Origin of the sequence: Sphingosinicella sp., from assembly GCF_041916975.1 — a bacterium.
In the GTDB taxonomy this organism is placed as follows: Bacteria; Pseudomonadota; Alphaproteobacteria; order Sphingomonadales; family Sphingomonadaceae; genus Sphingosinicella.
The window spans coordinates 2,967,003-2,988,825 of the sequence record NZ_JAYRYK010000001.1; the positions used below are offsets into that span (position 1 = coordinate 2,967,003).

Consider the following 21,823-nt stretch of genomic DNA (forward strand, 5'->3'; position numbering starts at 1 on the left):
AATGAGCGACGATAACAAACCGAAGCTGGGCGCACGTGCACCGCTTGGAATCAAGCGCACGGTCGACGTCGGCAAGGTCAAGCAGAGCTTCAGCCACGGCCGGACCAAGTCCGTCGTCGTCGAGGTGAAGCGTCGGCGCGTGCTCGGACGGCCCGATGGCGCGCCCGAGGAAACGGTGGTGGAAGCCGCCCCCGAGGCACCCGCGCCCGTCGCGGCACCGCCGAAGCCTGTTGTCGAAGCCCCGAAGCCCCGGCCGGCTGCCGCGCCGAACGACCTGATGTCGCGTCAGGAGCGGCAGGCGCAGTTGCTGCGCGAGGCCGAGGAAGCGCGTCTTCAGATGCTGGAAGACCAGCGCCGCCGCGAAGAGACCGCACGCGCCGAGGCGGCCGAGGCCGAGCGCCGCCGCGCCGAGGAAAAGCGCCGCGAGGAAGAAACCCGCGAAGCCGCACCGGCGGCGCCCGAACCCGCTGCGCCGGAACCCCAGGCCGCCGCCACCCCGGCTGCATCCGCGCCGGCGGCAAAGCGCGAGCCGGCGGCTGCCGACGACGACAATAACCGTGGTGTGCGCCGCGGCCCGCCGCTGCCCGTGCGCAAGGAAGCGCCGAAGCCCGCGCGCGGACGGGGTGAGGATCATCGCCGTTCGGGCAAGCTCACCGTTACGCGCGCGCTCGAAGGCGACGAGAACGGCCGCGCCCGCAGCCTCGCCGCGCTTCGCCGCGCGCGCGAAAAGGAGCGCCGTGCGCATATCGGCGGCGCCAACCAGGCGAAGCAGGTGCGCGACGTGGTCGTTCCCGAGGCGATCACCGTGCAGGAGCTCGCGAACCGCATGGCCGAGAAGGGCGCCGACCTCGTGAAGGCGCTGTTCAAGATGGGCTCGATGGCGACGATCAACACGACCATCGACCAGGATACGGCCGAGCTGCTCGTCACCGAGTTCGGGCACAACATCAAGCGCGTCAGCGATTCGGACGTCGAGATCGGCCTTGAAGGCGAAGCCGACAACGATACCGATCTGCTGCCGCGTCCGCCGGTCGTCACCATCATGGGCCACGTCGATCACGGCAAGACCTCGCTGCTCGACGCGCTGCGCGGCACCGATGTCGTGTCGGGCGAGGCGGGCGGTATCACGCAGCATATCGGCGCGTATCAGGTGAAGGTCGCCACCGGCGATATCGTCACCTTCCTCGATACGCCAGGCCACGAGGCGTTCACCGAGATGCGCGGTCGCGGCGCGAATGTCACCGACATCGTCGTGCTGGTGGTTGCCGGCGACGACGGCCTGAAACCGCAGTCGATCGAGGCGATCAGCCACACGAAGGCGGCGGGCGTGCCGATGATCGTTGCGATCAACAAGAGCGACAAGCCCGGTTCCAAGCCGCAGAAGGTCCGCGAGGAACTGCTCCAGCACGAAGTCGTCGTCGAAGACATGGGCGGCGACGTGCAGGATGTGGAGGTCTCGGCGCTCAAGAAGACGAATCTCGACAAGCTGCTGGATGCGATCCTGATGCAGGCCGAGCTTCTGGAGCTGAAGGCGAACCCGAATCGTCCGGGCGAAGGCACGGTGATCGAGGCGAAGCTCGACAAGGGCCGTGGCCCAGTCGCGACCGTGCTCGTCAGCCGGGGCACCGTTCGCGTCGGCGACATCTTCGTCGTCGGCGCCGAGTGGGGCAAGGTGCGCGCGCTCGTCGACGATCGCGGCGTGCAGGTGAAGGAAGCCGGTCCGTCGAAGCCTGTCGAGGTGCTTGGCCTTTCCGGCACGCCGATGGCGGGCGACGTGTTCGCGGTCGTGGAAAACGAAGCGCGTGCCCGCGAGATCGCGGCCTATCGTGCTTCCGTTCTGCAGCGCAAGCGCACGACGCAGGCGCCCGCAAACCTCGAAACGATGTTCTCGGCGCTGAAGGAAAAGCAGGCGCTCGAATACCCGCTCATCATCAAGGGTGACGTGCAGGGTTCGGTCGAAGCGATCGTGGCGGCGGTGAACAGGATTTCCACCGACGACATCAAGGCCCGCGTGCTGCATTCGGGCGTCGGCGGCATCACCGAATCCGACGTGACGCTGGCGGGCGCTTCGGGCGCGCCGATCATCGGCTTCGGCGTGCGCGCCAACGCCAAGGCGCGCGAGATCGCCGAGCAGCGCGGTGTGGCGCTGAAATACTACGACGTGATCTACGATCTCGTGGACGATGTGAAGGCGGCGATGGCCGGTCAGCTCGGCCCCGAGAAGATCGAACACGTCGTCGGCCGCGCCGAAATCCGCGAAGTGTTCCAGGCGGGCAAGCATGGCAAGGCCGCCGGTCTTCTCGTCCTCGAAGGCTTCATCCGCAAGGCGCTCAAGGCGCGTGTCATGCGCGACGATGTCATCATCTACAACGGCTCGGTCTCCTCGCTGCGCCGCTTCAAGGACGACGTTGCCGAAGTGCGCGCCGGTCTCGAATGCGGTGTCACGCTCGAAGCCACGACGGACATCAAGGCGGGCGACTACCTTGAGACGTTCGAGGTCGAGGAGCGCGAGCGGACGCTCTAGGGCGTTTCGCGCGCGGGTCTATGCGGCAGACGCAAACCCCCGAGGGCAAATCGGTCCGCCTGCTGCGGATCGGCGAGCAGGTGCGCCATGTGCTGGCGGGCGTGCTCGGCCGCGGCGAAGTGCGCGATCCGGTGCTCGAAACGCACATCGTCTCGGTGAGCGAGGTGCGGGTCTCCCCGGACCTGCGCATCGCTACGGCTTTCGTGAAGGCGCTCGGTGGTGACGACGACGAGGTGCTCGCCGCGCTGAAACGCAACGCGAAATACCTGCGCGGCGAGGTGGCCCGGTCCATGAGCACCAAATACACACCCGAACTCAAGTTCCGGCTCGACGAGAGCTACGAGGAAGCCAGCCGTATCGATGCGCTGCTGCGCGATCCGAAGGTGGCGCGCGACCTCGAGGACTGATGGCGAAGCTGTATTTCTACTTTGCGTCGATGAACGCGGGGAAATCGACGACGCTGCTGCAATCGAGCTTCAACTATGTCGAGCGCGGGATGCGGACGCTGCTGTTCACGGCGGCGGTCGATGATCGCGGCGGGCGCGGACGGATCAGTTCGCGGATCGGGCTTGAGGCCGAAGCGGTACCTTTTTCGGATGATACCGATCTCGATGTCATCATTTCCGCCGAGCACGGCGTGGCGCCGATCGGCTGCGTGCTGGTCGACGAGGCGCAGTTCCTGAGCCGGGTGCAGGTGGACCAGCTTGCGGCGGTGTGCGACCGGCTCGGCATTCCGGTGCTCGCTTATGGACTCCGCACCGATTTCCGCGGCGAGCTGTTCGAGGGGAGCGCGCGGCTGCTCGCGATCGCGGACAAGCTCGTCGAGCTCAAATCCGTGTGCGAATGCGGGCGTAAGGCGACGATGAACCTGCGCGTCGATATGGAGGGGCGCCCGGTGAGCAAAGGCGCGCAGACCGATATCGGCGGCAACGATCGTTATGTGGCGCTTTGCCGAAAGCATTTTCTGGAGCGCCTCGCGCTGAACGGGAACTGACCTTGCCGCTCAGTCGTCGTTCACCCGGCGGGGCCGATAAAGGGGGCGAAGGAGACAGAGCATGAAGACGATATTCCATGCTGCAGGAGCGGGCGTGATCGCCGCGCTCCTTTCCACCGTTCCGGCGATTGCGGCGACACCGCAGGCGAAGATCGGCGAGGAGGCGCGCATTCCCTTTGCCGATACGACGGGCATCCGGAATTTCCGCGCCGAAAACGACCATGCGCTCTATATCGAGGGGCAGACCGGCCGCTGGTATTACGCCGAGACGATGGGCCCCTGCACGGGTCTCAACTTCGCGAACAAGATCGGCTTCATCACCAAGGGCACGGGGACGCTCGACAAGTTTGGGCAGATTCTCGTCGATGGCCGCACCTGCCAGCTGAAGAGCCTCGTAACCGCGGAAGACCCCGGCAAGGCCGCGAAGGCCGAAAAAGCCGATAGCAAAGAGGACTGACAGGCGGGCCGCGCGGTGTATTTTCCTGCCGCATCGCTTGGCGCGCAAATCCGGTTCCCACTTTTGCGCGCGATGCTCTAAAGCCGCCGCGTGAACGGCTGGATCATTCTCGACAAGCCGCTGGGGCTGACCTCGGCGCAGGGCGTTGCCGCGATCAAGCGGCTGTGGCGGCAGGCGGGCTTCCCGAAGCCGAAGATCGGCCACGGCGGCACGCTCGATCCGCTGGCGACGGGCGTGCTGCCGATCGCGCTCGGCGAGGCGACCAAGCTGACGGGCCGGATGCTGAACGGCGACAAGGCCTATGCCTTCACCGTGCGTTTCGGCGCGGCGACGGAAACCGAAGATGCCGAGGGCGCCGTCGTGGCGACATCGGACGTGCGGCCCTCGCGCGCGGCGATCGAGGCGGTGCTGCCGCGCTTCACCGGACCCATCGAACAGCGCCCACCCGCCTATTCGGCGCTGAAGGTGGACGGCGAGCGGGCCTATGCGCGGGCGCGCGCCGGCGAAACCGTCGTGCTTCCGCCCCGCGCGGTGACGATCCATGCGCTCGATCTGCTGGAGGCGGACGGTGATACGGCGACGTTCTCCGTTTCGTGCTCCAAGGGCACCTATGTGCGGAGCCTCGCCCGGGATATTGCGGAGGCGCTCGGCACGGTGGGGCATGTGGTCATGCTCCGACGCACGAAGGCGGGGCCGTTCGGCCTCGAAGGCGCGATATCGCTGGACAAACTCGGCGAACTCGCTATGGAGCAGCGCCTTATAGCGGCACTGTTGCCGCTGACCGCGGGGCTGGACGACATCCCGGCTCTGGCGGTCAACCCCGGCGAAGCGGCCCGGCTCAAATCGGGCCAGACGCTCGCCGGACGTCCCGAACCGGACGGACTTGTGGTCGCGATGCTGGACGCAGTGCCCGTCGCGCTCGCCCGCGTTGAAGCGGGAACAGTCCGTGTGGAGCGGGGCTTCAACCTCTAGAACGAAGGAGTCTACGATGTCGATTGCAGCAGAGCGCAAGGAAGCGCTGATCAAGGAACATGCCCGCGCCGAAGGCGACACCGGCAGCCCCGAAGTTCAGGTCGCGATCCTTTCAGAGCGCATCGCCAACCTCACCGAGCACTTCAAGAGCCACGCCAAGGACAACCACTCGCGGCGCGGTCTTCTCATGCTGGTGAACAAGCGGCGCACGCTGCTCGATTACCTGAAGCGGAAGGACGAGGGACGGTATACCGACCTCATCGGGAAGCTCGGGCTTCGCAAGTAAAAGGTTCGTCTCGGGCGCCGCGCACGGCGCCCGTTTCGTATTGAAGGTACGGCAGGCGCGAAAATGCCTGCCACCGTGCGCAAACCGTCTGCCGCGACAAGCGCGGCGACGGATGATGGAGGCCGGGCGGGCATAGGGCCCGTTTTTGACCGGCCGCGAAGGAAACGGAAAAACAGATGTTCAATATCCACAAAGTTGAAACGCAGTGGGGCGGCAAGACGCTGACCCTGGAAACGGGCCGCATTGCCCGTCAGGCTGACGGCGCGGTGTTCGCGACGCTCGGTGAAACCGTGGTGCTTTGCGCCGTGACGGCTGCGAAGTCGGTGAAGGACGGGCAGGACTTCTTCCCGCTGACCGTACACTACCAGGAAAAATTCTCGGCCGCCGGCCGCATCCCGGGCGGGTTCTTCAAGCGCGAAGGCCGCCCGACCGAGCATGAGACGCTGACCAGCCGCCTCATCGACCGTCCGATCCGCCCGCTGTTCCCGGAAGGCTTCTACAACGAGGTCAACGTGATCTGCCAGGTGTTGAGCTACGACGGCGAGAACGAGCCGGACGTGCTCGCGCTCGTCGCCGCTTCGGCCGCGCTCACGCTTTCGGGCGTGCCGTTCATGGGCCCGATCGCGGGTGGCCGCGTCGGCTATGTCGACGGCGAGTATGTGCTGAACCCCAGCCGCAACCTCGAAGGCTCGAAGCTCGACCTCGTCGCCGCCGGTACGACGGACGCGGTGCTGATGGTGGAATCGGAAGCGCATGAGCTTTCCGAGGAAGTGATGCTCGGCGCCGTGATGTTCGTTCACGAGAACGGCAAGAAGGTCATCGACGCGATCATTCGTCTCGCCGAGAAGGCCGCCAAGGATCCGTGGGAGCTGAAGCTCGACGACGGCGCCGACGCCAAGAAGGCCTCGCTGAAGAAGCTGGTCGGCAAGGATATCGAGGCCGCCTACAAGCTGACCGTGAAGCAGGAGCGCGTTGCAGCGCTCGACGCCGCGCGCGCCAAGGCGAAGGAGTCCTTCGCGGACGCGGAGCCCGCCGAGAAGCTGAAGCTCGGCAAGCTTGTGAAGAAGCTGGAAGCCGACATCGTTCGCGGTGCGATCCTGAAGGACGGTCGCCGCATCGACGGTCGCGGCAAGGAAGACGTCCGCCCGATCCTCGCCGAAGTGCAGGTTCTGCCGCGCACGCACGGCTCCGCGCTGTTCACGCGCGGCGAGACGCAGGCGATCGTCACGACGACGCTCGGCACCGCCGACGACGAGCAGATGATCGACGCGATCTACGGCATCAGCCACGAAAACTTCCTGCTGCACTACAACTTCCCACCGTACTCGGTCGGTGAAGTCGGCCGCTTCGGTGCGCCGGGCCGCCGCGAAGTCGGTCACGGCAAGCTCGCATGGCGCGCGCTGCGCCCGGTGCTGCCGACCAAGGAAGAGTTCCCGTATACGATGCGCGTGATCGCCGACATCACCGAGTCGAACGGCTCGTCTTCGATGGCAACGGTGTGCGGCGGTTCGCTCGCCCTGATGGACGCGGGCGTGCCGCTCAAGCGTCCGGTTTCGGGCATCGCCATGGGCCTCATCCTCGAAGGCAAGGACTTCGCGGTGATTTCCGACATCCTCGGTGACGAGGATCATCTCGGCGACATGGACTTCAAGGTGGCGGGCACCGAGCTCGGCATCACCTCGCTGCAGATGGACATCAAGGTCGCCGGCATCACCGAGGAGATCATGAAGGTGGCGCTGAGCCAGGCGAAGGCCGGCCGCGCGCACATCCTCGGCGAAATGAACAAGGCGCTCGACGGCACCCGCACCGAGATGTCGGCGCACGCGCCGCGCATCGAGACGATGTCGATCCCGAAGGACAAGATCCGCGAAGTGATCGGCACCGGCGGCAAGGTCATCCGCGAGATCGTCGCGGAAACCGGCGCGAAGGTGGACATCGAGGACGACGGCACGATCAAGATCGCGTCGTCGGACCTGTCGAAGATCGAAGCCGCCAAGAACTGGATCATCGGCATCGTCGCCGAGCCGGAAGTGGGCAAGGTCTACAACGGCAAGGTCGTGTCGATGGTCGATTTCGGCGCGTTCGTGAACTTCATGGGCGCCAAGGACGGCCTCGTCCACATCTCCGAGATCAAGGAAGAGCGCGTCGGGAAGGTTTCCGAGGTGCTCACCGAAGGCCAGGAGGTGAAGGTCAAGGTGCTCGGCATCGACGACCGCGGCAAGGTTCGCCTGTCGATGCGCCTCGTCAACCAGGAGACGGGCGAGGAACTGCCCGACACGCGTCCGCCGCGTGAGGAACGCCCGCGCGGTGAGCGCAGCGACCGTGGCGATCGTGGAGATCGCGGCGGCCGTGGTGGTGACCGCGGACGCGGCGGCGGTGGCGGTCGTGACCGTGATCGTGGCCCGCGCCGTGATCGCGGCGAAGGCGGCGACCGTCCCCGTCGTGAAGAGTCGAACGAAGGTGAGGGCGGCGGTCTGCCGGATTTCATCGCCGGCGACCGCGACTGACAAATAGTATAAAGGGGGAGTCTCCTGCGAGGCTCCCCCTGCTATTTGACGGCTGGGTAATATTTCGCCCCCAATCGCGCTCCCGTTGGTCTATAGCTCGCAAGGGGAGACGCGCCGGAGGGGCGCAGCGGGCTGAGAAACGACAACAGGTACGATGAAGCTTCTGAATTCCATCCGCATGGGCGGGCGCGAGATGCTTCCGCTCGTTGAGGGCGGCAAGGGCGTTTCGGCGACCAACCATGCCTCGTCGGGTGCGTGGGCTGCCGCGGGCGGGCTTGGCACCGTCTCGGCCGTGAATGCCGACAGCACGGATGCGCTCGGCAACATCATTCCGCAGATTTATCGCGGCCGCACACGCGGGGACCGCCACGAAGAATTGGTCGCCTACGGTATCGCAGGCGGCGTCGAGCAGGTCCGCCGCGCGCACGAGATCGCAGGCGGGCAGGGCGGCATCAACATCAATGTGCTCTGGGAAATGGGCGGCGCACAGCGTATCCTCGAAGGCATATTGGAAGAGGCGAGCGATCTTGTCGACGGCATCACCTGCGGCGCGGGAATGCCCTACAAGCTGAGCGAGATCGCCGCGCGGCATCGCACCTATTATTATCCGATCATCTCATCGGCCCGCGCCTTCCGCGCGCTCTGGAAGCGCGCCTACAGCAAAGCACCCGAATGGCTCGGCGCCGTGGTCTACGAAGACCCTTGGCTCGCCGGTGGTCACAACGGCCTTTCGAACGCCGAAGACCCGCTCCACCCGCAGGACCCCTATCCGCGCGTCAAGGATCTGCGCGATACGATGCGCGAAGTCGGCATTTCCGACGACGTGCCGATCGTGATGGCGGGCGGCGTCTGGTATCTGCGCGAATGGGAAAACTGGATCGGCAATCCCGAACTCGGCACGATCGCCTTCCAGTTCGGTTCGCGGCCGCTTCTGACGCAAGAAAGCCCGATCCCGGACGTGTGGAAGCGCAAGCTGACGACGCTGAACGAAGGCGACATCCTGCTGCAGGCGTTCTCGCCGACGGGCTTCTATTCGTCGGCCGTGAAGACGCCGTTCCTTGAAGGCCTGATCCACCGCTCCGAGCGGCAGATCGGCATTTCAACGGAACCGCACGACCACCGCACCCACCTGCTCGACGTCGGCGTGCCGGGCAACAAGCACTATTACGTCACGCGCGACGACCTGCTGCACGCGCGCGGCTGGCACGCGCAGGGCTATACCGAGGCGCTGAAGACGCCCGATGACACGCTGGTGTTCGAAACGCCCGCGATGGCGAAGACGGTGCGCAAGGATCAGGCGGACTGCATGGGCTGCCTTTCGCAGTGCCGCTTCAGCGCGTGGGCCGAGCACCTCGACAAGAACAGCACCGGGCGGCTCGCCGATCCGCGCTCCTTTTGCATCCAGAAGACGCTTCAGGACATCGCGCACGGCTCACCGCCCGAGGACAATCTCATGTTCGCCGGGCACAGCGCGCACCACTTCTCAACGGACCCGTTCTATTCGAACGGCTTCGTTCCCACGGTGAAGCAACTCGTCGAGCGCATTCAGACCGGCGACTGAACCTTACCGATCGCGACGGCAGCGATCGTATTCGCGTGAATCGCGCGGATAGCGATCACGGCAGTATTTCTTGCTGCCGCGCTTGCTGTCGCCGTCCGTTACCGCGCCGTAGATTGCGCCGGCCGCACCGCCTGCAACGGCGCCTTCCGTGGTGCTGACACCCGGAACCACTGCGCCCGCCGCCGCACCGACGCCCGCGCCGACAAGACCACTGTCGATCGTTCGGCTGCCCGTACAGGCGCCGAGCGCGAGCAATGCGCCTGAGCCGAGAATAATCAGAGACTTACGCATGAAAAATCTCCCACATAACGCCCCATCAAAGGGTCAACGCGGTGTGGGGGAAGCGGTTCCGCTTGTTAGAGCCAACCTTCGAGCACCTGATCGGGTGGGCGGTGCCCGTCCGCCCAGGCGCGGATGTTGGTGACGACCTTGTCGCCCATCGCCTGCCGCCCTTCGAAGGTCGCAGAGCCCATGTGGGGGAGCAGCGTCACATTATCGAGCGGAATGAGGCGCGGGTTGATGCGCGGTTCATCCTCGAACACATCGAGGCCGGCGCCCGCGATCACGCCCTTTTCGAGCGCGTCCGCCAGCGCATCCTCGTCTATGATCTCGCCGCGCGCGGTGTTGACGAGATAGGCTTCGGGGCCGAGCAGCGCGATGCGCCGCGCGTTGAAGAGGTGGCGCGTGTCGTCGGTGAGCGGGCAGTTGATGGAGACGATGTCCACCGCCTCGATCATCGCGTCGAGATCGTCCCAGTAGGTCGCGCCGAGCATTCCCTCCACCGTGTCCGCCAGAGGCCGGCGGTTGTGGTAGTGGATGCGCAGGCCAAAGGCGCGTGCCCGCGTCGCGATCGCCTGGCCGATGCGGCCCATGCCGATGATGCCGAGCTTCTTGCCGGTGATGCGGTGGCCATGCACGTCGCACGGCTTCCAGCCGTCCCACTTGCCCGAATAGAGCTGGCGGCTGCCTTCGGTGAGGCGACGCGGCACCGAGAGGATCAGCGACATGGCAAGGTCGGCGGTATCGTCGGTGAGGACGCCGGGCGTGTTCGTCACCATGATGCCCTTGGCGCGCGCGGCGACGAGATCGATGTGATTGACGCCGGTGCCGTAGTTCGCGATCAGCTTCAGCCGCGGCGGCGCTGCGGCGATAAGCGCGGCGTCGATCGTGTCGGTAACGGTGGGCAGAAACACGTCGCAGTCCGCCATCGCGGCGGCGAGGTCGGCCTGTGACATCGCTCTGTCTTCAACGTTGAAAACGACATCGAACAGTTCGCTCATGCGCGCTTCAACCGGTTGCGGCAGGCGGCGCGTGACGACGACGCGCGGGCGGCGGGGGCGTTCTTCCATGTGTCGTGGCTAGGATCGCCTCGCACCCGCGTCAAGGCCGAGAGAGCAAGCGAGGCGCTTGCATGGCGGGGCGGATTCGATTCAATAGCGGCATGAAACGCATCATCGCCCTGCTGCTCGCCGCCGCTTTTGCGGGAACGCCCGCCGCGGCGCAGGATTCGGACGCCACCAAGGGACTTTCCGGCCTGCCGACGCCGCGCTGGGTTTCGATCGCCTCGGGCGAGGCAAACATGCGCGCCGGGCCGGGCGAGGCCTATCCGGTGACGTGGACCTACAAGCGCAAGGGGCTTCCCGTGGAGGTGATCCGCGAATGGGGCATCTGGCGGCAAATCCGCGATCCGGACGGCGAAACCGGCTGGATGAACAAGAACCTGCTTTCGGGCAAGCGCACCGCGATGGTGCGCGGCAAGATTGCGAACCTCTATGCGCGCGCCGAGTTTTCAAGCCCCGCGGTGTGGCGCGCGGAGCCCGGCGTGGTTGCAGACATCCAGGTCTGTGACGAAGGCTGGTGCCGCCTCTCGCTTGGCGGGCGCAACGGCTATGTGCTCGCGGTCGACCTGTGGGGTGTCTACAAGGGCGAAACGATCGACTAGCGCCGGTTCTACACGAACAGCAGTTCGTCGTTCCGCGCATCGGCGAGGAAGGCGACGAGGCCGCCCGTCTCGACACCTGCGATCAGGCCCGGCGCGCTGAGCCCGCAGAGGTGGATGCCCGACTCGCAGGCCATGATCGGCAGGCCGAGGCCGATGGCCTGATCGAGAAGCTCCGAAAGCTGCGGCAGCCCACCCGCCTTGTAGGCCTTGTCGCCCGCCCAGTGCCGCTCCACCTGTAGCGCGCAGACGGCTTCACCCTGAAAGAACAGCCGCACCGGGCGGCCGAGTGCGGCGGCGGCGAGCGCGAGGCTGAGGCCGCCGTGCAGGCGCGCGTGGTTCGCTTCCGCGAAGACGAGCGCAAGACCTTGCTGTTTCACGCTTTTCCGCATGACGGGCATCGGGGGTCCTTCGGCAGCCGCACGGTGCGAACCCGGGCGCCGAGTGCATCATACAGCAAAACCCGCCCCGCAAGCGAATCCCCGAAGGGCGCGATCTCGCGGATCACCTCCAGCGCCTGCATCGCGCCCATCACACCGGTGAGCGCGCCGAGCACGCCCGCCTCGGCGCAGGTTGCGCCCTCGCGGTCGGCAGCCTCGCCCACGAAGCAGCGCCAGCAGGGCTTGTCCGCCTCCCAGCCGCGATAGGTCGCGATCTGCCCCTCGAACGGGCCGACGGCCGCGGCGACGAGCGGAATGCGCAGCGCAAGCGCGGCATCGGCGACGGCGCGGCGGGTTTCGAAGCTGTCGGAGCCGTCCGCGATCACGTCGTGGCCTGCCAGAAGCGAAGCAGCATTCGCGGCATCCAGCCGGACACGGTGCTGCGCCACGGCGACGTCCGGGTTCAGCCGCGATACGGCATTCGCTGCACTTTCGGTCTTGGCGCGGCCCACGTCATCCGTGCCGTGCAGCACCTGTCGCTGGAGGTTGGAGATGTCGACGGCATCGTCGTCGATGACCGTGAGGTGTCCGACGCCCGCCGCCGCGAGATACTGGATGCAGGGGCTGCCAAGCCCGCCAGCGCCGACCACGGCCACGCGCGCGGCGAGCAGCTTCGCCTGTCCGGCGCCGCCGATCTCTTTCAGGATGATGTGGCGGGCGTAGCGTTCGAGTTGCGGGTCGGTAAGGCTCAACGGCGTCGTTATCGGCCTGTGGAGCCGAAGCCCCCGGCGCCACGCGCGGTCTCGTCGAGGTCATCGACTTCGGCGAAGTGCGCCTGCTGCACGGGCGCGGCGACGAGCTGCGCGATGCGCTCGCCGCGTTTCACGGCGAAGGGCTCGGCGCCGAGGTTGGCGAGGATCACCTTCACCTCGCCGCGATAGTCCGCGTCGATCGTGCCGGGCGTGTTGAGGCAGGTGATGCCGTTCTTGAGCGCGAGGCCGGAGCGCGGACGCACCTGCACCTCATAGCCCTCGGGAATCGCGAAGGCGAAGCCGGTGGCGACGGCATGGCGCCCGCCCGGCGGGATGATCACGTCCTCGGCGGCGACGACATCCATGCCTGCCGCGCCGCTGGTGGCGAGCGCGGGGATGGGGAGGCCCTCGCCGTGGGGAAGGCGCTTCAGGCGGATTTCAATCGGTGAGCTCATTGGCGATCCTTTGTGCGAGCCGCCGGGCGACGGCGTCCTTTTCCATGTCCGGCCAATCCTCGACACCGGCGGCGCTGACGATGTGGATGCGGTTGCGCGCACCGCCCATCACGTCGCCGGAGACGTCGTTGGCGACGATCCAGTCGCAGCCCTTGCGCGCGAGCTTGGCCTTGGCGTGCTCGACGACGGTCTCGGTCTCGGCGGCGAAGCCGATGACGAGGCCGGGGCGCTTCGGCGATTTCGAGAGGCCCGCAAGAATGTCCGGGTTCTCGACGAGGGGCAGGGCGTCGAGGCCGCCCTTGTCCTTCTTGATCTTCTGGCCGGTGGCCTCCGCGCGCCAGTCGGCGACGGCGGCGACCATCACGGCGGCGTCGACGGGAAGCGCGGTTTCGACCGCTTCGGCCATTTCGCGCGCGGTTTCGACATTCACGCGGCGCACGCCGGGGGGCGTCGCAAGCGTCACGGGACCGGCGACGAGCGTCACGTCCGCGCCGAGCGCTGCGAGCGCGCCGGCGATCGCGAAGCCCTGTTTGCCCGACGAGCGATTGGCAATGTAGCGCACGGGGTCGATCGGCTCGTGCGTCGGCCCGGCGGTGACGAGCACGTGCTTCCCGCGAAGTGGTGGCGGGTTCTGGCCGAAGCGCGCGGTGGCGGTCTGTGCCTCGCCGAGCGGCGCGGCGAGCATGGCGCGGATCGACGCGAGGATGGCTTCGGGTTCGGGCAGGCGGCCGGGGCCGTATTCGCCGCAGGCCATGTCGCCGTCGTCCGGCTCCATGATGGTGATGCCGTCGACGCGGAGCTGCGCGACGTTGCGCTGCGTCGCCGGGTGCAGCCACATGCGCACGTTCATTGCGGGCGCGGCGAGCACCGGCTTGTCTGTGGCGAGCAGCAGCGTCGTCGCAAGGTCGTCGGCAATGCCGCCCGCCATCTTCGCGAGAATGTTGGCGGTCGCGGGCGCGACGACGACGAGGTCGGCCTGCCGCGAAAGCTGGATGTGGCCGATCTCGCGCTCCTCCTTCAGGTCGAAGAGATCGGTGTAAACATGGTCCTCGGTGAGTGTGCCGAGGCTGAGCGGCGTCACGAACTGCTGCGCGGCCTGCGTCAGCACCGCGCGCACGGCGATGCCGTCTTTCCGGAGCAGTCGGACGAGCGCCAGCGCCTTGTACGCGGCGATGCCGCCCGAAATGATGAGGAGGATGCGTTTGCCCACTGCCGGACTCTAAAGCGTCATCGCCAGCCAGCCAAGGCCCGCGCCGATGCCGGCACCGAGCAGCAGCCATGCCGTGCGCGAAATGCCGCGCGGGGCGGGCAGGGGGGCGAGCGGCGGCAAGGGCGGCGCGGCGCCGGGGTTCGGGACCATCGCTTCAAGGCGTTTCAGGACATCGGGCAGGCGGGCGAGCGCGCGCGAGGCTTCCACGATCCGGTCGGCGATCACGGCTTCGGGGCCGAGTTCGTCGCGCATCCAGTCGCCGACGAACGGCCCGGAGATTTCCCACATGTTGACGTCGGGATCGAGCGCGAGCGCGACGCCTTCCACCATCACCATCGTTTTCTGGAGGAGCAGCAGGTGCGGCTGTGTCACCATGTCGAACTGGCGCGTGACCGCGAACAGCCCGTCGAGCATGTTGCCGATCGAGATGTCCTTTACCGGAAGGCCGCGGATCGGCTCGCCGATCGAACGCAACGCGGTTTCGAACTCGGCCATGTCGTGATGCGGCGGCACGTACTGTGCCTCGAAATGAATCTCGGCGACACGTGCGTAATTGCCGGTGAGAAGCCCGTGCAGGATCTCCGCGAGCCACAGCCGTGCCTGTCGGTTGATGCGGCCCATGATACCGAAATCGACGACCGCGAGCCGCCCGTCCGGCAGCGCGAACAGGTTGCCCTGGTGGAGATCGGCGTGGAAGAAACCGTGGCCGATCGCCTGCCGCAGGAAGCTGCGGACGAGCGTTTGCGAAAGCACCTTGCGGTCGATGCCGGCCGCATCGACGGCTGCGAGGTCAGTGAGCTTCACGCCGTCGATCCACGCGATGGTCAGCACGCGGCGGCTGGTGCGCGCCCAGTCCACGTCGGGCACGACGAAGCCGGTCTCGGGCGTCAGAGCCGCTGCAAGCTCGGATGCCGACGCGGCTTCCATGCGGAGATTGAGCTCGCGCTCCACCCAGCGGCGAAAGTAAGCGATGGTTGCGCGCGGGCGCAGGCGGGCGAGCTCTCCGCCGATCGTCTCAGCGCGCACGGCCGCCCATTCGTAGGTCTCTATCGCGCGCGCGAAATCCGCCTCGATGCCGGGCTTCAGCACCTTCACCGCGACAGCGCGGCCATCGGTGGTTACGGCGCGGTGCACCTGCGCGACCGATGCGGAGCCGACGGGCACTTCGTCGAAGCGCGAATAGAGCGACTCGAGCGGGACGCCGAAGGCTTCCTCTATCGAGGCTTTCACGGCGGCGAACGGTGCGGGGGGGAGGTTGTCCTGCAGCCGGGTCAGGTCTAGCGCGGCCTCGGGGCCGACGAGATCGGGGCGCGTGGCGAGGGCCTGGCCGAGCTTGATCGCGGCGGGGCCGAGCGCCTGGAAGGCGTCGGCATAGTGCGGTGTTTTCGGCGCGCCGGTGCCGAACCGGGCGAGCTTGGCGATGCGGCGCAGCAGCGGCGGCGTTTGCGGTGCGGCCTCGATCTCGCGCAGCGCACCGTGCCGCGCAAGCGTCCGGCCCCAGCGCAGCATCCGAAAGGCATGGACGATCGAGGTGGTCAAATCTTCCAGCCGCTGTGCATGGCGACGACGCCGCCGAGAATGGGCCGCGCCGTGGTGCGGGCGAAGCCCGCGTCCGCGATCATGCTCTTGAAGGTCGGCATGTCGGGGAAGCGACGGATCGATTCGACGAGATACTGATAGGCTTCTTCGTCACGCGCGACGGCCTTGCCGATCTTCGGCACCACGTTCATCGAATAGCTGTCGTAAACTTGAGCGAACACGGGCCACTCGCAGCGCGAGAATTCGAGGCAGAAGAAACGCCCGCCGAACTTCAGCACGCGGTACGCCTCGCGGAGCGCGGCCGGGATGTTGGTGACGTTCCGGATGCCGAAGGCGATGGTGTAGGCGTCGAAGCCGGCACTTTCGAAGCTCAGAACCTCGGCGTTCTGCTCGGACCATTCGAGGCCTTCGAGACCACGCTTCTTCGCGCGCTCCTTGCCCACGTCCAGCATCGCGGGGTTGATGTCCGCAACGGTCACATGGGCGCCGCGTTTCGCCATGCGGAAGGCGATGTCGCCGGTGCCGCCCGCCATGTCGAGGATGCGCTCGCCGGGGCGCGGGTTCACGGCGCGGACGAAATCATCCTTCCAGAGCCGGTGCAGTCCGCCCGACATCAGGTCGTTCATCAGGTCGTAGCGCGCCGCGACGCGTGCGAAGACCGAACCGACGCGCCGCGTCTTTTCCTCGGGGTCGACCTCCTGGAAGCCGTATGAGACTGTTTCCGACATGGGACGTTGCCTTAGCCCACGCTTGCCCCCTTCGTAAACGCGGCATAGACGCCATACGCAATGCCTGAGCTTCCCGAAGTCGAAACCGTGATGCGCGGCCTGAGGCCGGTCCTCGACGGCCGCCGCCTCGCGCGCGTCGAGGCGCGGCGACCGGACCTGCGCTGGCCGATCCCGGCGGACCTGCGCCAGCGGCTGACGGGCGCGCTCGTTACCGGCATCCGCAGGCGTGCTAAATACGGCCTTATCGACACCGATCGCGGGGACACGATGATCCTGCATCTCGGCATGTCGGGCCGGATGCGTGTCGATCCCGAAACCGAAGAGAAGCACGACCATATCGTTATAGAGACCGACGAGGGCCGCCGCGCCGTGCTGAATGACGCGCGCCGCTTCGGATCGGTGCATCTGGTGGCGACGGACGACCTCGACAGTCATTTCCTGATGAAAGGGCTCGGGCCGGAGCCGCTGGGTGCACCGGTCGACCTTTCGGGCTTCAAGGGGCGCTTCGCACCTGTGAAGGCGCTGCTGCTCGATCAGCGGCTGATCGCAGGGCTTGGCAACATCTACGTGTGCGAGGCGCTGTTCGACGCGGGCATCGCGCCCACGCGCGAGGGCGGCAAGGTGAAGCGTGCCGAGCTTGCGAAACTTGCGGCTGCGATCCCCGAAGTACTCGAACGCGCCATTGCGGCGGGAGGCTCGACCTTGCGTGATTATCGCCAGGTGGCCGGCGAACTCGGTTATTTCCAGCACGAATTCCGCGTCTACGGGCGCGAGGGCGAGGCCTGTGTGCGCTGCGCTGCGCCTGTCGCGCGCATCGTCCAGTCGGGACGCTCCAGCTTTTATTGCCCATCCTGTCAGAAATAGGGGAGACCAGCCCATGTCCGAATATCAGTGCCTGAAGGTGGAAACGCGCGGCCGCGTCGGCATCATCACCATGTACCGGCCCGAAGCGCTTAATGCGCTCAACCACCAGCTGACGAGCGAGATCACCGCTGCACTCCGCGCGTTCGAAGCCGATGCGAATGTGGGCGCGATGATCCTCACCGGCGACGGCAAGGCGTTCGCGGCGGGCGCGGACATCAAGGAGATGCAGCCCAAGACCTTCTCCGTCGTCTATTCTGAAGAGTTCATCACCGCGACGTGGGAGGAGCTGACGCGGACGCGCAAGCCCGTGATCGCGGCGGTGAACGGCTTCGCGCTCGGCGGCGGCTGCGAGTTCGCGATGATGTGCGACACGATCTTCGCGAGCGAGAAGGCGAAGTTCGGGCAGCCCGAGATCAAGCTCGGCGTCATTCCGGGGTCGGGCGGCACGCAGCGGTTGACGCGCTTCGTCGGCAAGGCGGTCGCGATGGACATGATCCTCACCGGCCGCATGATCGATGCCGAAGAGGCGCTGCGTATCGGCCTCGTCGCGCGCGTCTATCCGCCCGAGCAGCTGATGGAAGAAACGATCAAGGCGGCCGAGCAGATCGCGAACTACGGCGCGCTCGCGGTGATGGCCGCGAAGGAAACCGTGAACCGCGCCTACGAGACGACGATGTCCGAAGGCGTCCGCTTCGAACGCCGCCTGTTCCACGGCCTGTTCGGCACCGCCGACCAGCAGGAAGGCATGGCCGCGTTCCTGGAGAAGCGCGAAGCGAAGTTCACAGGAAAATAGGCGTCTTCAGCCGAACAGCGCCACCATCTGACGCCCCGCGAGCACGGGGTGGCCGCTTTCGTCCCACATGCCCATCGTCTGGGAGGTGTAGCCGTTCGCGCCCGTCTCGGCGGTTGAGCGGATGAGGTGCCAGCCTTCGCCGCTCGCCTCCGTATCCAGCACCTCGATCTGCCAGGTCGCGGTGCTGATGGGGGCGAAGGCAGTGAACATCGGCATCACGGCGGGCGGCGGCGTGTCGGCGAGCGCGAGCAGGCGCACGGCGGGCGGGATGCCGGACGGATCGCGCAGGCGAAACCAGTATGCGATGTCGCCATTACCGGTGCCGTCGGCGGAGCGGCCGCCGAAGGCCATGCGCGCATCGAACTGCTGCAGGAAGTTGAGCGGCGTGCGCTTGCGCCATAGCGGCTCACACGCCTCTGGGGCGGATACGGCGGGCATCGGGAAGTGGTTGAGGTTGATGACCGATTCGCGGTTGCTGCCGAATGCGAAGATACATCGCGTCGCCAGCGCCTCGCCCTGGCGAAGGTCGGCTTCCATATAGGTCATCGACTTGCCCTGGCGGAGCACGCGGCAGCGTGCCGTCACATCCGCCCCGGCGGGGCCGATGAACGCGATCTGCGCCGAGCGAAGCGGTGGCAGGTCCATGTGCGCGGAGAGCGTTCCGGCAAGGCACAGCGCGGCCGAGAGCCCGCCGTAGGTGGTGCGGCCCTGCATCCATTCCTCGGTGATTGTGTAGATCGCTCCATCGCCTCCGGTGCGCGCGGCGGCGAGCATGGCGCCCAGGCTTGTTCCCACGGTTTCGTCCTTGCTGGTCATAGCGCGCGGAGCCTATCGGCAGGTCTGCCGCTGTATATCCCGAAACTTGTGAGGAAGGCGGCGGCAAAGCGTGCTTGACGAGGGCGGCGGCGCCTAGTAGGAGGCCCGCTTTCCCGGGCGCGGGTCTCCCTCGCGTCCAGCCGGCCCGTGCGCCGGTCCGGATCAGGATCATTCTGAGGACTCGATGGCGAATACACCGCAAGCGCGCAAGCGCATCCGTCGCAACACCCGCCGTCAGGCGATCAACAAGTCGCGCGTCAGCCGCATCCGCACCTTCGTGAAGGGTGTCGAGGCCGCGCTCGCGAGCGGCAAGAAGGACGAGGCCGCCGCCGCGCTGCAGGCAGCCCAGCCGGAAATGATGCGGGGCGTCACCAAGGGCGTTCTTCACAAGAACACGGTTGCGCGGACCATCTCGCGACTCAGCAAGCGCGTGAAGGCGCTCGCCTGAAAATCCTTTGATTTCAAGGTTCAAACGCCGCCGGATTCCGGCGGCGTTTTAGTTTGGGACACATTCCCGATTCGTTCTGCAAGCGTTACGGACCATGCCTTTCCAAGGGTCTGAAGCGGCGAATCGGCGGTCGTCCTTGTCAAACCTTTTATTTCATTTTCGTTGCACGCGGAGACCCTTGAAAGCCTGTCCGCGGCCTGCCTAATGTGCCCCCGGCCTCGCGCCAAAGGGGAGTTCGCTCCTTCCCCAAAGTGACGCAAGAGTAAGCCGCGTTCCCACCAGCTTCCCGGTGGGGCGATGCTGTTTTCGTACGTTTTGCGTTCGGCGAGTCGCCGCGCGTGCCTTTGTCTGAGGATGCTGGGTTTTGGGGGATATGACGGGCAAGCAGGCGGGTGAACGAGCCGTGTCGGCGATGGCCGGTCGCGGTTCGGCGCAGGGCGTCTCCATGTTCCTGTCCGGCACCGATTCGGCCGAATCGATCTGGCAGACGATTCGCGCGCACCTGCGCGCCGAGTACGGCACCCGCACCTACGATAGCTGGCTGAAGCCGCTCGCACTCGTCAGCGTCGATGCCGACACGGTGACGCTGGGCTCGCCGACGCACTTCACGGCGGACTGGATTCGCAATCACTTCGCCGAGCGGCTGCGGCTGCTCTGGGCGGCGCAGTCGGCGGCCATCCAGCACGTCCGCATCGTCGTCGAGAACGGTCTGAGAACCGCTGCCGTCCCCGAGCCGGAGCAGCCCGTGGCCGTCCCTGCGGCGGTGCGCGAGGCGCCGGCGTTCGGTGTCGCGCTCGAGCCGCGCTACACGTTCGACAGCTTCGTCGTCGGCAAGGCCAATGAGCTCGCCTACAACGCCGCGCGCACGGTCGCCGAGGGCGGCCCCATCGATTTCAACCCGCTGTTCCTCCACGGCACCACGGGTCTCGGCAAGACGCACCTGATGCACGCCATCGGCTGGCAGATCCGCAGTGCGATGCCCGGTGCGAAGGTCGTCTATATGTCGGCCGAGAAGTTCATGGTCGAGTTCGTCTCGGCGATGCGCGACAAGGACACGCTGTCGTTCAAGCAGAAGCTGCGCACTGCCGACCTGCTCATGATCGACGACGTGCAGTTCATCGCCGGCAAGGATTCGACGCAGGAAGAATTCTTCCACACGATGAACGAGATCATCTCGGCGGGGAAACGGCTGGTCATTACCGCCGACCGCTCGCCGCAGAACCTCGAAGGCATCGAGAACCGCATCCTATCGCGCCTCGCGTGGGGCCTCGTCGCCGACATCAATCCGGCCGACTACGAGCTTCGTCTCAGCATTCTTCTCGAAAAGATGAAGCGGATGCCGGGTGCGACCGTGGGCGAGGACGTGATCGACTTCCTCGCGCGCAAGATCACCTCGAACGTGCGCGAACTCGAAGGTGCCCTGAACCGCATCGTCGCCTACTCGACGCTGGTCGGCAAGCCGATCGACCTCGATTTCGCGCGGCAGGTTCTGGCGGACGTGCTGAAGGCGCACGACCGCAAGGTCACGATCGACGAGATCCAGCGCAAGGTCGCCGATTACTACGCGATCAAGCTCAGCGATCTCCTGTCGGCGCGCCGCGCGCGCGAGGTCGCGCGCCCGCGTCAGGTGGCGATGTTCCTCGCCAAGCGCCTGACGCCGCGCTCGCTGCCCGACATCGGCCGTCGCTTCGGTGGGCGCGATCACACGACGGTGATGCACGCCGTGAAACGCATCGAGGAACTCCGCGCCGACGACAGCGAACTCGACGCCGACATCACGCGGCTGACGCGCATCATCGACGCCTGAGGCGTCGGCCTCAATCCTTCAGGTAGAACTCCACCGTCGTCACCACGCGCACCTTCTGTTCGGGTGAAGCGTCTGCCGGGCCGCCCGAATCGCCGTCGCGCGACTGGATCGAGAAATAGCCCTGGCTCGCCGAGCGGATGCCGCCGACGCTCGCGCCCGAATCCTTGGCGAATTGCTCGGCGCCCTTACGTGCGTCCTTGGTGGCTTCCGCGATCATCGCGGGTTTCACGTCGTTGAGCTTCGTGAAGCTGTAGGCGATCGAAGGCCCGCCATCTTCGAGCGCAACACCGCGCGCGAGAAGCGCGGCCTGGCCTGCGTGTGCGGCTTTGGCTTCGGCGATCTTCGTGGTGCGCAGGCGGAACTGCTGGCGCACCTGTATCTGATCGATACCGTTGTTGTTCCACTGGTTGACGCTGATGCCCGCCGGCTGGATGTCCGCGCCGCTGAAGCCGTGCTCGCCGAGGTAGGCGCGGATCACGTCCGCGTCGCGTGCGGCGTCGGCCTGCACTGCCTCGAAATTGCTGCCGGTGGACAGCGTGCGGATCGTCCACGTGGCAAGGTCGGCGGTCACGTCGCGCTCGGCGAGCCCGCGCATCATCACGGCGCGGTCGGCGAGCTTCGCGCGCTTCAGCCCGTCGCCCAGCAGATAGCCGCCGAGGATGACGCCGATCGCCAGAACGACGGCGGCTATGATGAGTGATGAGTTGCGGTTGGTCGTGTCAGCGGCCATTGTGTGCCCCATAAAGCGGTTTCGGCGCATCCTATCGCGCCTTGCCGCTGCACAACAGCTG

The 21,823-nt window shown here is 66.5% G+C and carries 23 protein-coding genes; 13 read left to right on the forward strand and 10 right to left on the reverse strand.

What is annotated here, in order from left to right; genetic code table 11:
* The first annotated feature begins 1 nt into the window (after position 1).
* From infB to ACE3TJ_RS14100, 8 genes are all read left to right on the forward strand, one after another.
* The gene (infB, locus tag ACE3TJ_RS14065) at positions 2–2,524 is read left to right on the forward strand and encodes a translation initiation factor IF-2 (RefSeq protein ID WP_374597180.1); all 2,523 of its coding nucleotides are present in this window, start codon (positions 2–4) and stop codon (positions 2,522–2,524) included.
* Positions 2,525–2,544: 20 nt separating this feature from the next.
* Positions 2,545–2,931: a 30S ribosome-binding factor RbfA gene (gene rbfA / locus ACE3TJ_RS14070; protein WP_374597182.1), complete on the forward strand. Its 387-nt coding sequence runs from the start codon at positions 2,545–2,547 to the stop codon at positions 2,929–2,931.
* The gene (locus ACE3TJ_RS14075; RefSeq protein ID WP_374597184.1) at positions 2,931–3,518 is read left to right on the forward strand and encodes a thymidine kinase; all 588 of its coding nucleotides are present in this window, start codon (positions 2,931–2,933) and stop codon (positions 3,516–3,518) included. Before rbfA ends, ACE3TJ_RS14075 begins: the two co-directional genes overlap by 1 nt.
* A 61-nt stretch (positions 3,519–3,579) precedes the next feature.
* Complete coding sequence (locus tag ACE3TJ_RS14080) at positions 3,580–3,975, forward strand: DUF6491 family protein (protein ID WP_374597186.1); 396 nt, start codon at positions 3,580–3,582, stop codon at positions 3,973–3,975.
* Positions 3,976–4,065: 90 nt separating this feature from the next.
* Complete coding sequence (gene truB / locus ACE3TJ_RS14085; protein WP_374597188.1) at positions 4,066–4,947, forward strand: tRNA pseudouridine(55) synthase TruB; 882 nt, start codon at positions 4,066–4,068, stop codon at positions 4,945–4,947.
* Positions 4,948–4,963: 16 nt separating this feature from the next.
* Positions 4,964–5,233, forward strand: a complete 270-nt coding sequence (rpsO, locus tag ACE3TJ_RS14090) for a 30S ribosomal protein S15 (protein ID WP_121047353.1) — start codon at positions 4,964–4,966, stop codon at positions 5,231–5,233.
* A 176-nt stretch (positions 5,234–5,409) separates the two neighbouring features.
* Positions 5,410–7,740, forward strand: a complete 2,331-nt coding sequence (pnp, locus tag ACE3TJ_RS14095; protein ID WP_374597191.1) for a polyribonucleotide nucleotidyltransferase — start codon at positions 5,410–5,412, stop codon at positions 7,738–7,740.
* A 154-nt stretch (positions 7,741–7,894) separates the two neighbouring features.
* Positions 7,895–9,301 (forward strand): NAD(P)H-dependent flavin oxidoreductase, encoded by a 1,407-nt coding sequence (locus ACE3TJ_RS14100; RefSeq protein WP_374597193.1) that lies wholly within the window; start codon positions 7,895–7,897, stop codon positions 9,299–9,301.
* A gap of 3 nt (positions 9,302–9,304) precedes the next feature.
* Here the strand turns inward: ACE3TJ_RS14100 and ACE3TJ_RS14105 are convergent, their stop codons facing one another.
* Positions 9,305–9,592: a hypothetical protein gene (locus ACE3TJ_RS14105; protein WP_374597195.1), complete on the reverse strand. Its 288-nt coding sequence runs from the start codon at positions 9,590–9,592 to the stop codon at positions 9,305–9,307.
* 65 nt (positions 9,593–9,657) lie between these two features.
* The gene (locus ACE3TJ_RS14110; protein ID WP_374597197.1) at positions 9,658–10,650 is read right to left on the reverse strand and encodes a 2-hydroxyacid dehydrogenase; all 993 of its coding nucleotides are present in this window, start codon (positions 10,648–10,650) and stop codon (positions 9,658–9,660) included.
* A 92-nt stretch (positions 10,651–10,742) separates the two neighbouring features.
* Between ACE3TJ_RS14110 and ACE3TJ_RS14115 the strand changes: the two genes are divergently transcribed.
* A complete protein-coding gene (locus tag ACE3TJ_RS14115) occupies positions 10,743–11,243 on the forward strand; it encodes an SH3 domain-containing protein (protein WP_374597199.1) in 501 nt (166 codons plus the stop codon).
* A gap of 8 nt (positions 11,244–11,251) precedes the next feature.
* Here ACE3TJ_RS14115 and ACE3TJ_RS14120 read toward each other — a convergent pair whose 3' ends face one another.
* From ACE3TJ_RS14120 to ACE3TJ_RS14145, 6 genes are read right to left on the reverse strand one after another with little or no spacing between them, the layout of a single operon-like run.
* The gene (locus ACE3TJ_RS14120; RefSeq protein ID WP_374597201.1) at positions 11,252–11,620 is read right to left on the reverse strand and encodes a DsrE family protein; all 369 of its coding nucleotides are present in this window, start codon (positions 11,618–11,620) and stop codon (positions 11,252–11,254) included.
* Positions 11,617–12,372 carry a ThiF family adenylyltransferase gene (locus ACE3TJ_RS14125; RefSeq protein ID WP_374597203.1) on the reverse strand — a complete coding sequence of 252 codons (756 nt, stop codon included), beginning with the start codon at positions 12,370–12,372 and terminating at the stop codon, positions 11,617–11,619. The genes ACE3TJ_RS14120 and ACE3TJ_RS14125 overlap by 4 nt, the downstream gene beginning before the upstream one ends.
* Positions 12,373–12,380: 8 nt before the next feature.
* Positions 12,381–12,827: a dUTP diphosphatase gene (dut, locus tag ACE3TJ_RS14130; RefSeq protein ID WP_374597205.1), complete on the reverse strand. Its 447-nt coding sequence runs from the start codon at positions 12,825–12,827 to the stop codon at positions 12,381–12,383.
* Positions 12,811–14,037: a bifunctional phosphopantothenoylcysteine decarboxylase/phosphopantothenate--cysteine ligase CoaBC gene (coaBC, locus tag ACE3TJ_RS14135; RefSeq protein WP_374597207.1), complete on the reverse strand. Its 1,227-nt coding sequence runs from the start codon at positions 14,035–14,037 to the stop codon at positions 12,811–12,813. Before coaBC ends, dut begins: the two co-directional genes overlap by 17 nt.
* Before the next feature lie 9 nt (positions 14,038–14,046).
* Positions 14,047–15,576: a 2-polyprenylphenol 6-hydroxylase gene (ubiB, locus tag ACE3TJ_RS14140; protein WP_374597209.1), complete on the reverse strand. Its 1,530-nt coding sequence runs from the start codon at positions 15,574–15,576 to the stop codon at positions 14,047–14,049.
* Complete coding sequence (locus ACE3TJ_RS14145) at positions 15,573–16,304, reverse strand: class I SAM-dependent methyltransferase (RefSeq protein WP_374597211.1); 732 nt, start codon at positions 16,302–16,304, stop codon at positions 15,573–15,575. Before ACE3TJ_RS14145 ends, ubiB begins: the two co-directional genes overlap by 4 nt.
* Before the next feature lie 60 nt (positions 16,305–16,364).
* On the opposite strand from ACE3TJ_RS14145, the gene mutM reads away from it, so the two are divergent.
* Both mutM and ACE3TJ_RS14155 read left to right on the forward strand, forming a co-directional pair.
* Positions 16,365–17,168 (forward strand): bifunctional DNA-formamidopyrimidine glycosylase/DNA-(apurinic or apyrimidinic site) lyase, encoded by an 804-nt coding sequence (mutM, locus tag ACE3TJ_RS14150; protein WP_374597213.1) that lies wholly within the window; start codon positions 16,365–16,367, stop codon positions 17,166–17,168.
* Between the two features lie 13 nt (positions 17,169–17,181).
* Entirely contained in the window at positions 17,182–17,961 is a 780-nt protein-coding gene (locus ACE3TJ_RS14155; protein WP_374597215.1) for an enoyl-CoA hydratase, read from the forward strand.
* Between the two features lie 6 nt (positions 17,962–17,967).
* On the opposite strand, the gene ACE3TJ_RS14160 is transcribed toward ACE3TJ_RS14155, so the two are convergent.
* Entirely contained in the window at positions 17,968–18,777 is an 810-nt protein-coding gene (locus ACE3TJ_RS14160; protein WP_374597217.1) for a thioesterase family protein, read from the reverse strand.
* A 184-nt stretch (positions 18,778–18,961) separates the two neighbouring features.
* On the opposite strand from ACE3TJ_RS14160, the gene rpsT reads away from it, so the two are divergent.
* Together rpsT and dnaA are read left to right on the forward strand one after the other, a co-directional pair.
* Complete coding sequence (gene rpsT, locus ACE3TJ_RS14165; protein WP_374597219.1) at positions 18,962–19,225, forward strand: 30S ribosomal protein S20; 264 nt, start codon at positions 18,962–18,964, stop codon at positions 19,223–19,225.
* 445 nt (positions 19,226–19,670) lie between these two features.
* Positions 19,671–21,032 (forward strand): chromosomal replication initiator protein DnaA, encoded by a 1,362-nt coding sequence (gene dnaA / locus ACE3TJ_RS14170; RefSeq protein WP_374599413.1) that lies wholly within the window; start codon positions 19,671–19,673, stop codon positions 21,030–21,032.
* A gap of 10 nt (positions 21,033–21,042) precedes the next feature.
* On the opposite strand, the gene ACE3TJ_RS14175 is transcribed toward dnaA, so the two are convergent.
* Positions 21,043–21,762, reverse strand: coding sequence for an SIMPL domain-containing protein (locus tag ACE3TJ_RS14175; RefSeq protein ID WP_374597221.1), 720 nt, complete (start codon positions 21,760–21,762; stop codon positions 21,043–21,045).
* Positions 21,763–21,823 lie beyond the last annotated feature (61 nt).

Bases quoted from the DNA above. Each gene is read 5' to 3' on its own strand.
- mutM (WP_374597213.1), top strand. From the start codon at position 16,365: ATGCCTGAGCTTCCCGAAGTCGAAACCGTGATGCGCGGCCTGAGGCCG.
- ACE3TJ_RS14105 (WP_374597195.1), bottom strand. From the start codon at position 9,592: ATGCGTAAGTCTCTGATTATTCTCGGCTCAGGCGCATTGCTCGCGCTC.
- dnaA (WP_374599413.1), top strand. From the start codon at position 19,671: ATGTTCCTGTCCGGCACCGATTCGGCCGAATCGATCTGGCAGACGATT.
- ACE3TJ_RS14075 (WP_374597184.1), top strand. From the start codon at position 2,931: ATGGCGAAGCTGTATTTCTACTTTGCGTCGATGAACGCGGGGAAATCG.
- ACE3TJ_RS14115 (WP_374597199.1), top strand. From the start codon at position 10,743: ATGAAACGCATCATCGCCCTGCTGCTCGCCGCCGCTTTTGCGGGAACG.
- dut (WP_374597205.1), bottom strand. From the start codon at position 12,827: ATGAGCTCACCGATTGAAATCCGCCTGAAGCGCCTTCCCCACGGCGAG.
- rbfA (WP_374597182.1), top strand. From the start codon at position 2,545: ATGCGGCAGACGCAAACCCCCGAGGGCAAATCGGTCCGCCTGCTGCGG.
- rpsO (WP_121047353.1), top strand. From the start codon at position 4,964: ATGTCGATTGCAGCAGAGCGCAAGGAAGCGCTGATCAAGGAACATGCC.
- pnp (WP_374597191.1), top strand. From the start codon at position 5,410: ATGTTCAATATCCACAAAGTTGAAACGCAGTGGGGCGGCAAGACGCTG.
- ACE3TJ_RS14100 (WP_374597193.1), top strand. From the start codon at position 7,895: ATGAAGCTTCTGAATTCCATCCGCATGGGCGGGCGCGAGATGCTTCCG.
- infB (WP_374597180.1), top strand. From the start codon at position 2: ATGAGCGACGATAACAAACCGAAGCTGGGCGCACGTGCACCGCTTGGA.
- rpsT (WP_374597219.1), top strand. From the start codon at position 18,962: ATGGCGAATACACCGCAAGCGCGCAAGCGCATCCGTCGCAACACCCGC.
- ACE3TJ_RS14110 (WP_374597197.1), bottom strand. From the start codon at position 10,650: ATGGAAGAACGCCCCCGCCGCCCGCGCGTCGTCGTCACGCGCCGCCTG.
- ACE3TJ_RS14080 (WP_374597186.1), top strand. From the start codon at position 3,580: ATGAAGACGATATTCCATGCTGCAGGAGCGGGCGTGATCGCCGCGCTC.
- ACE3TJ_RS14175 (WP_374597221.1), bottom strand. From the start codon at position 21,762: ATGGCCGCTGACACGACCAACCGCAACTCATCACTCATCATAGCCGCC.
- ACE3TJ_RS14155 (WP_374597215.1), top strand. From the start codon at position 17,182: ATGTCCGAATATCAGTGCCTGAAGGTGGAAACGCGCGGCCGCGTCGGC.
- ACE3TJ_RS14145 (WP_374597211.1), bottom strand. From the start codon at position 16,304: ATGTCGGAAACAGTCTCATACGGCTTCCAGGAGGTCGACCCCGAGGAA.
- ACE3TJ_RS14160 (WP_374597217.1), bottom strand. From the start codon at position 18,777: ATGACCAGCAAGGACGAAACCGTGGGAACAAGCCTGGGCGCCATGCTC.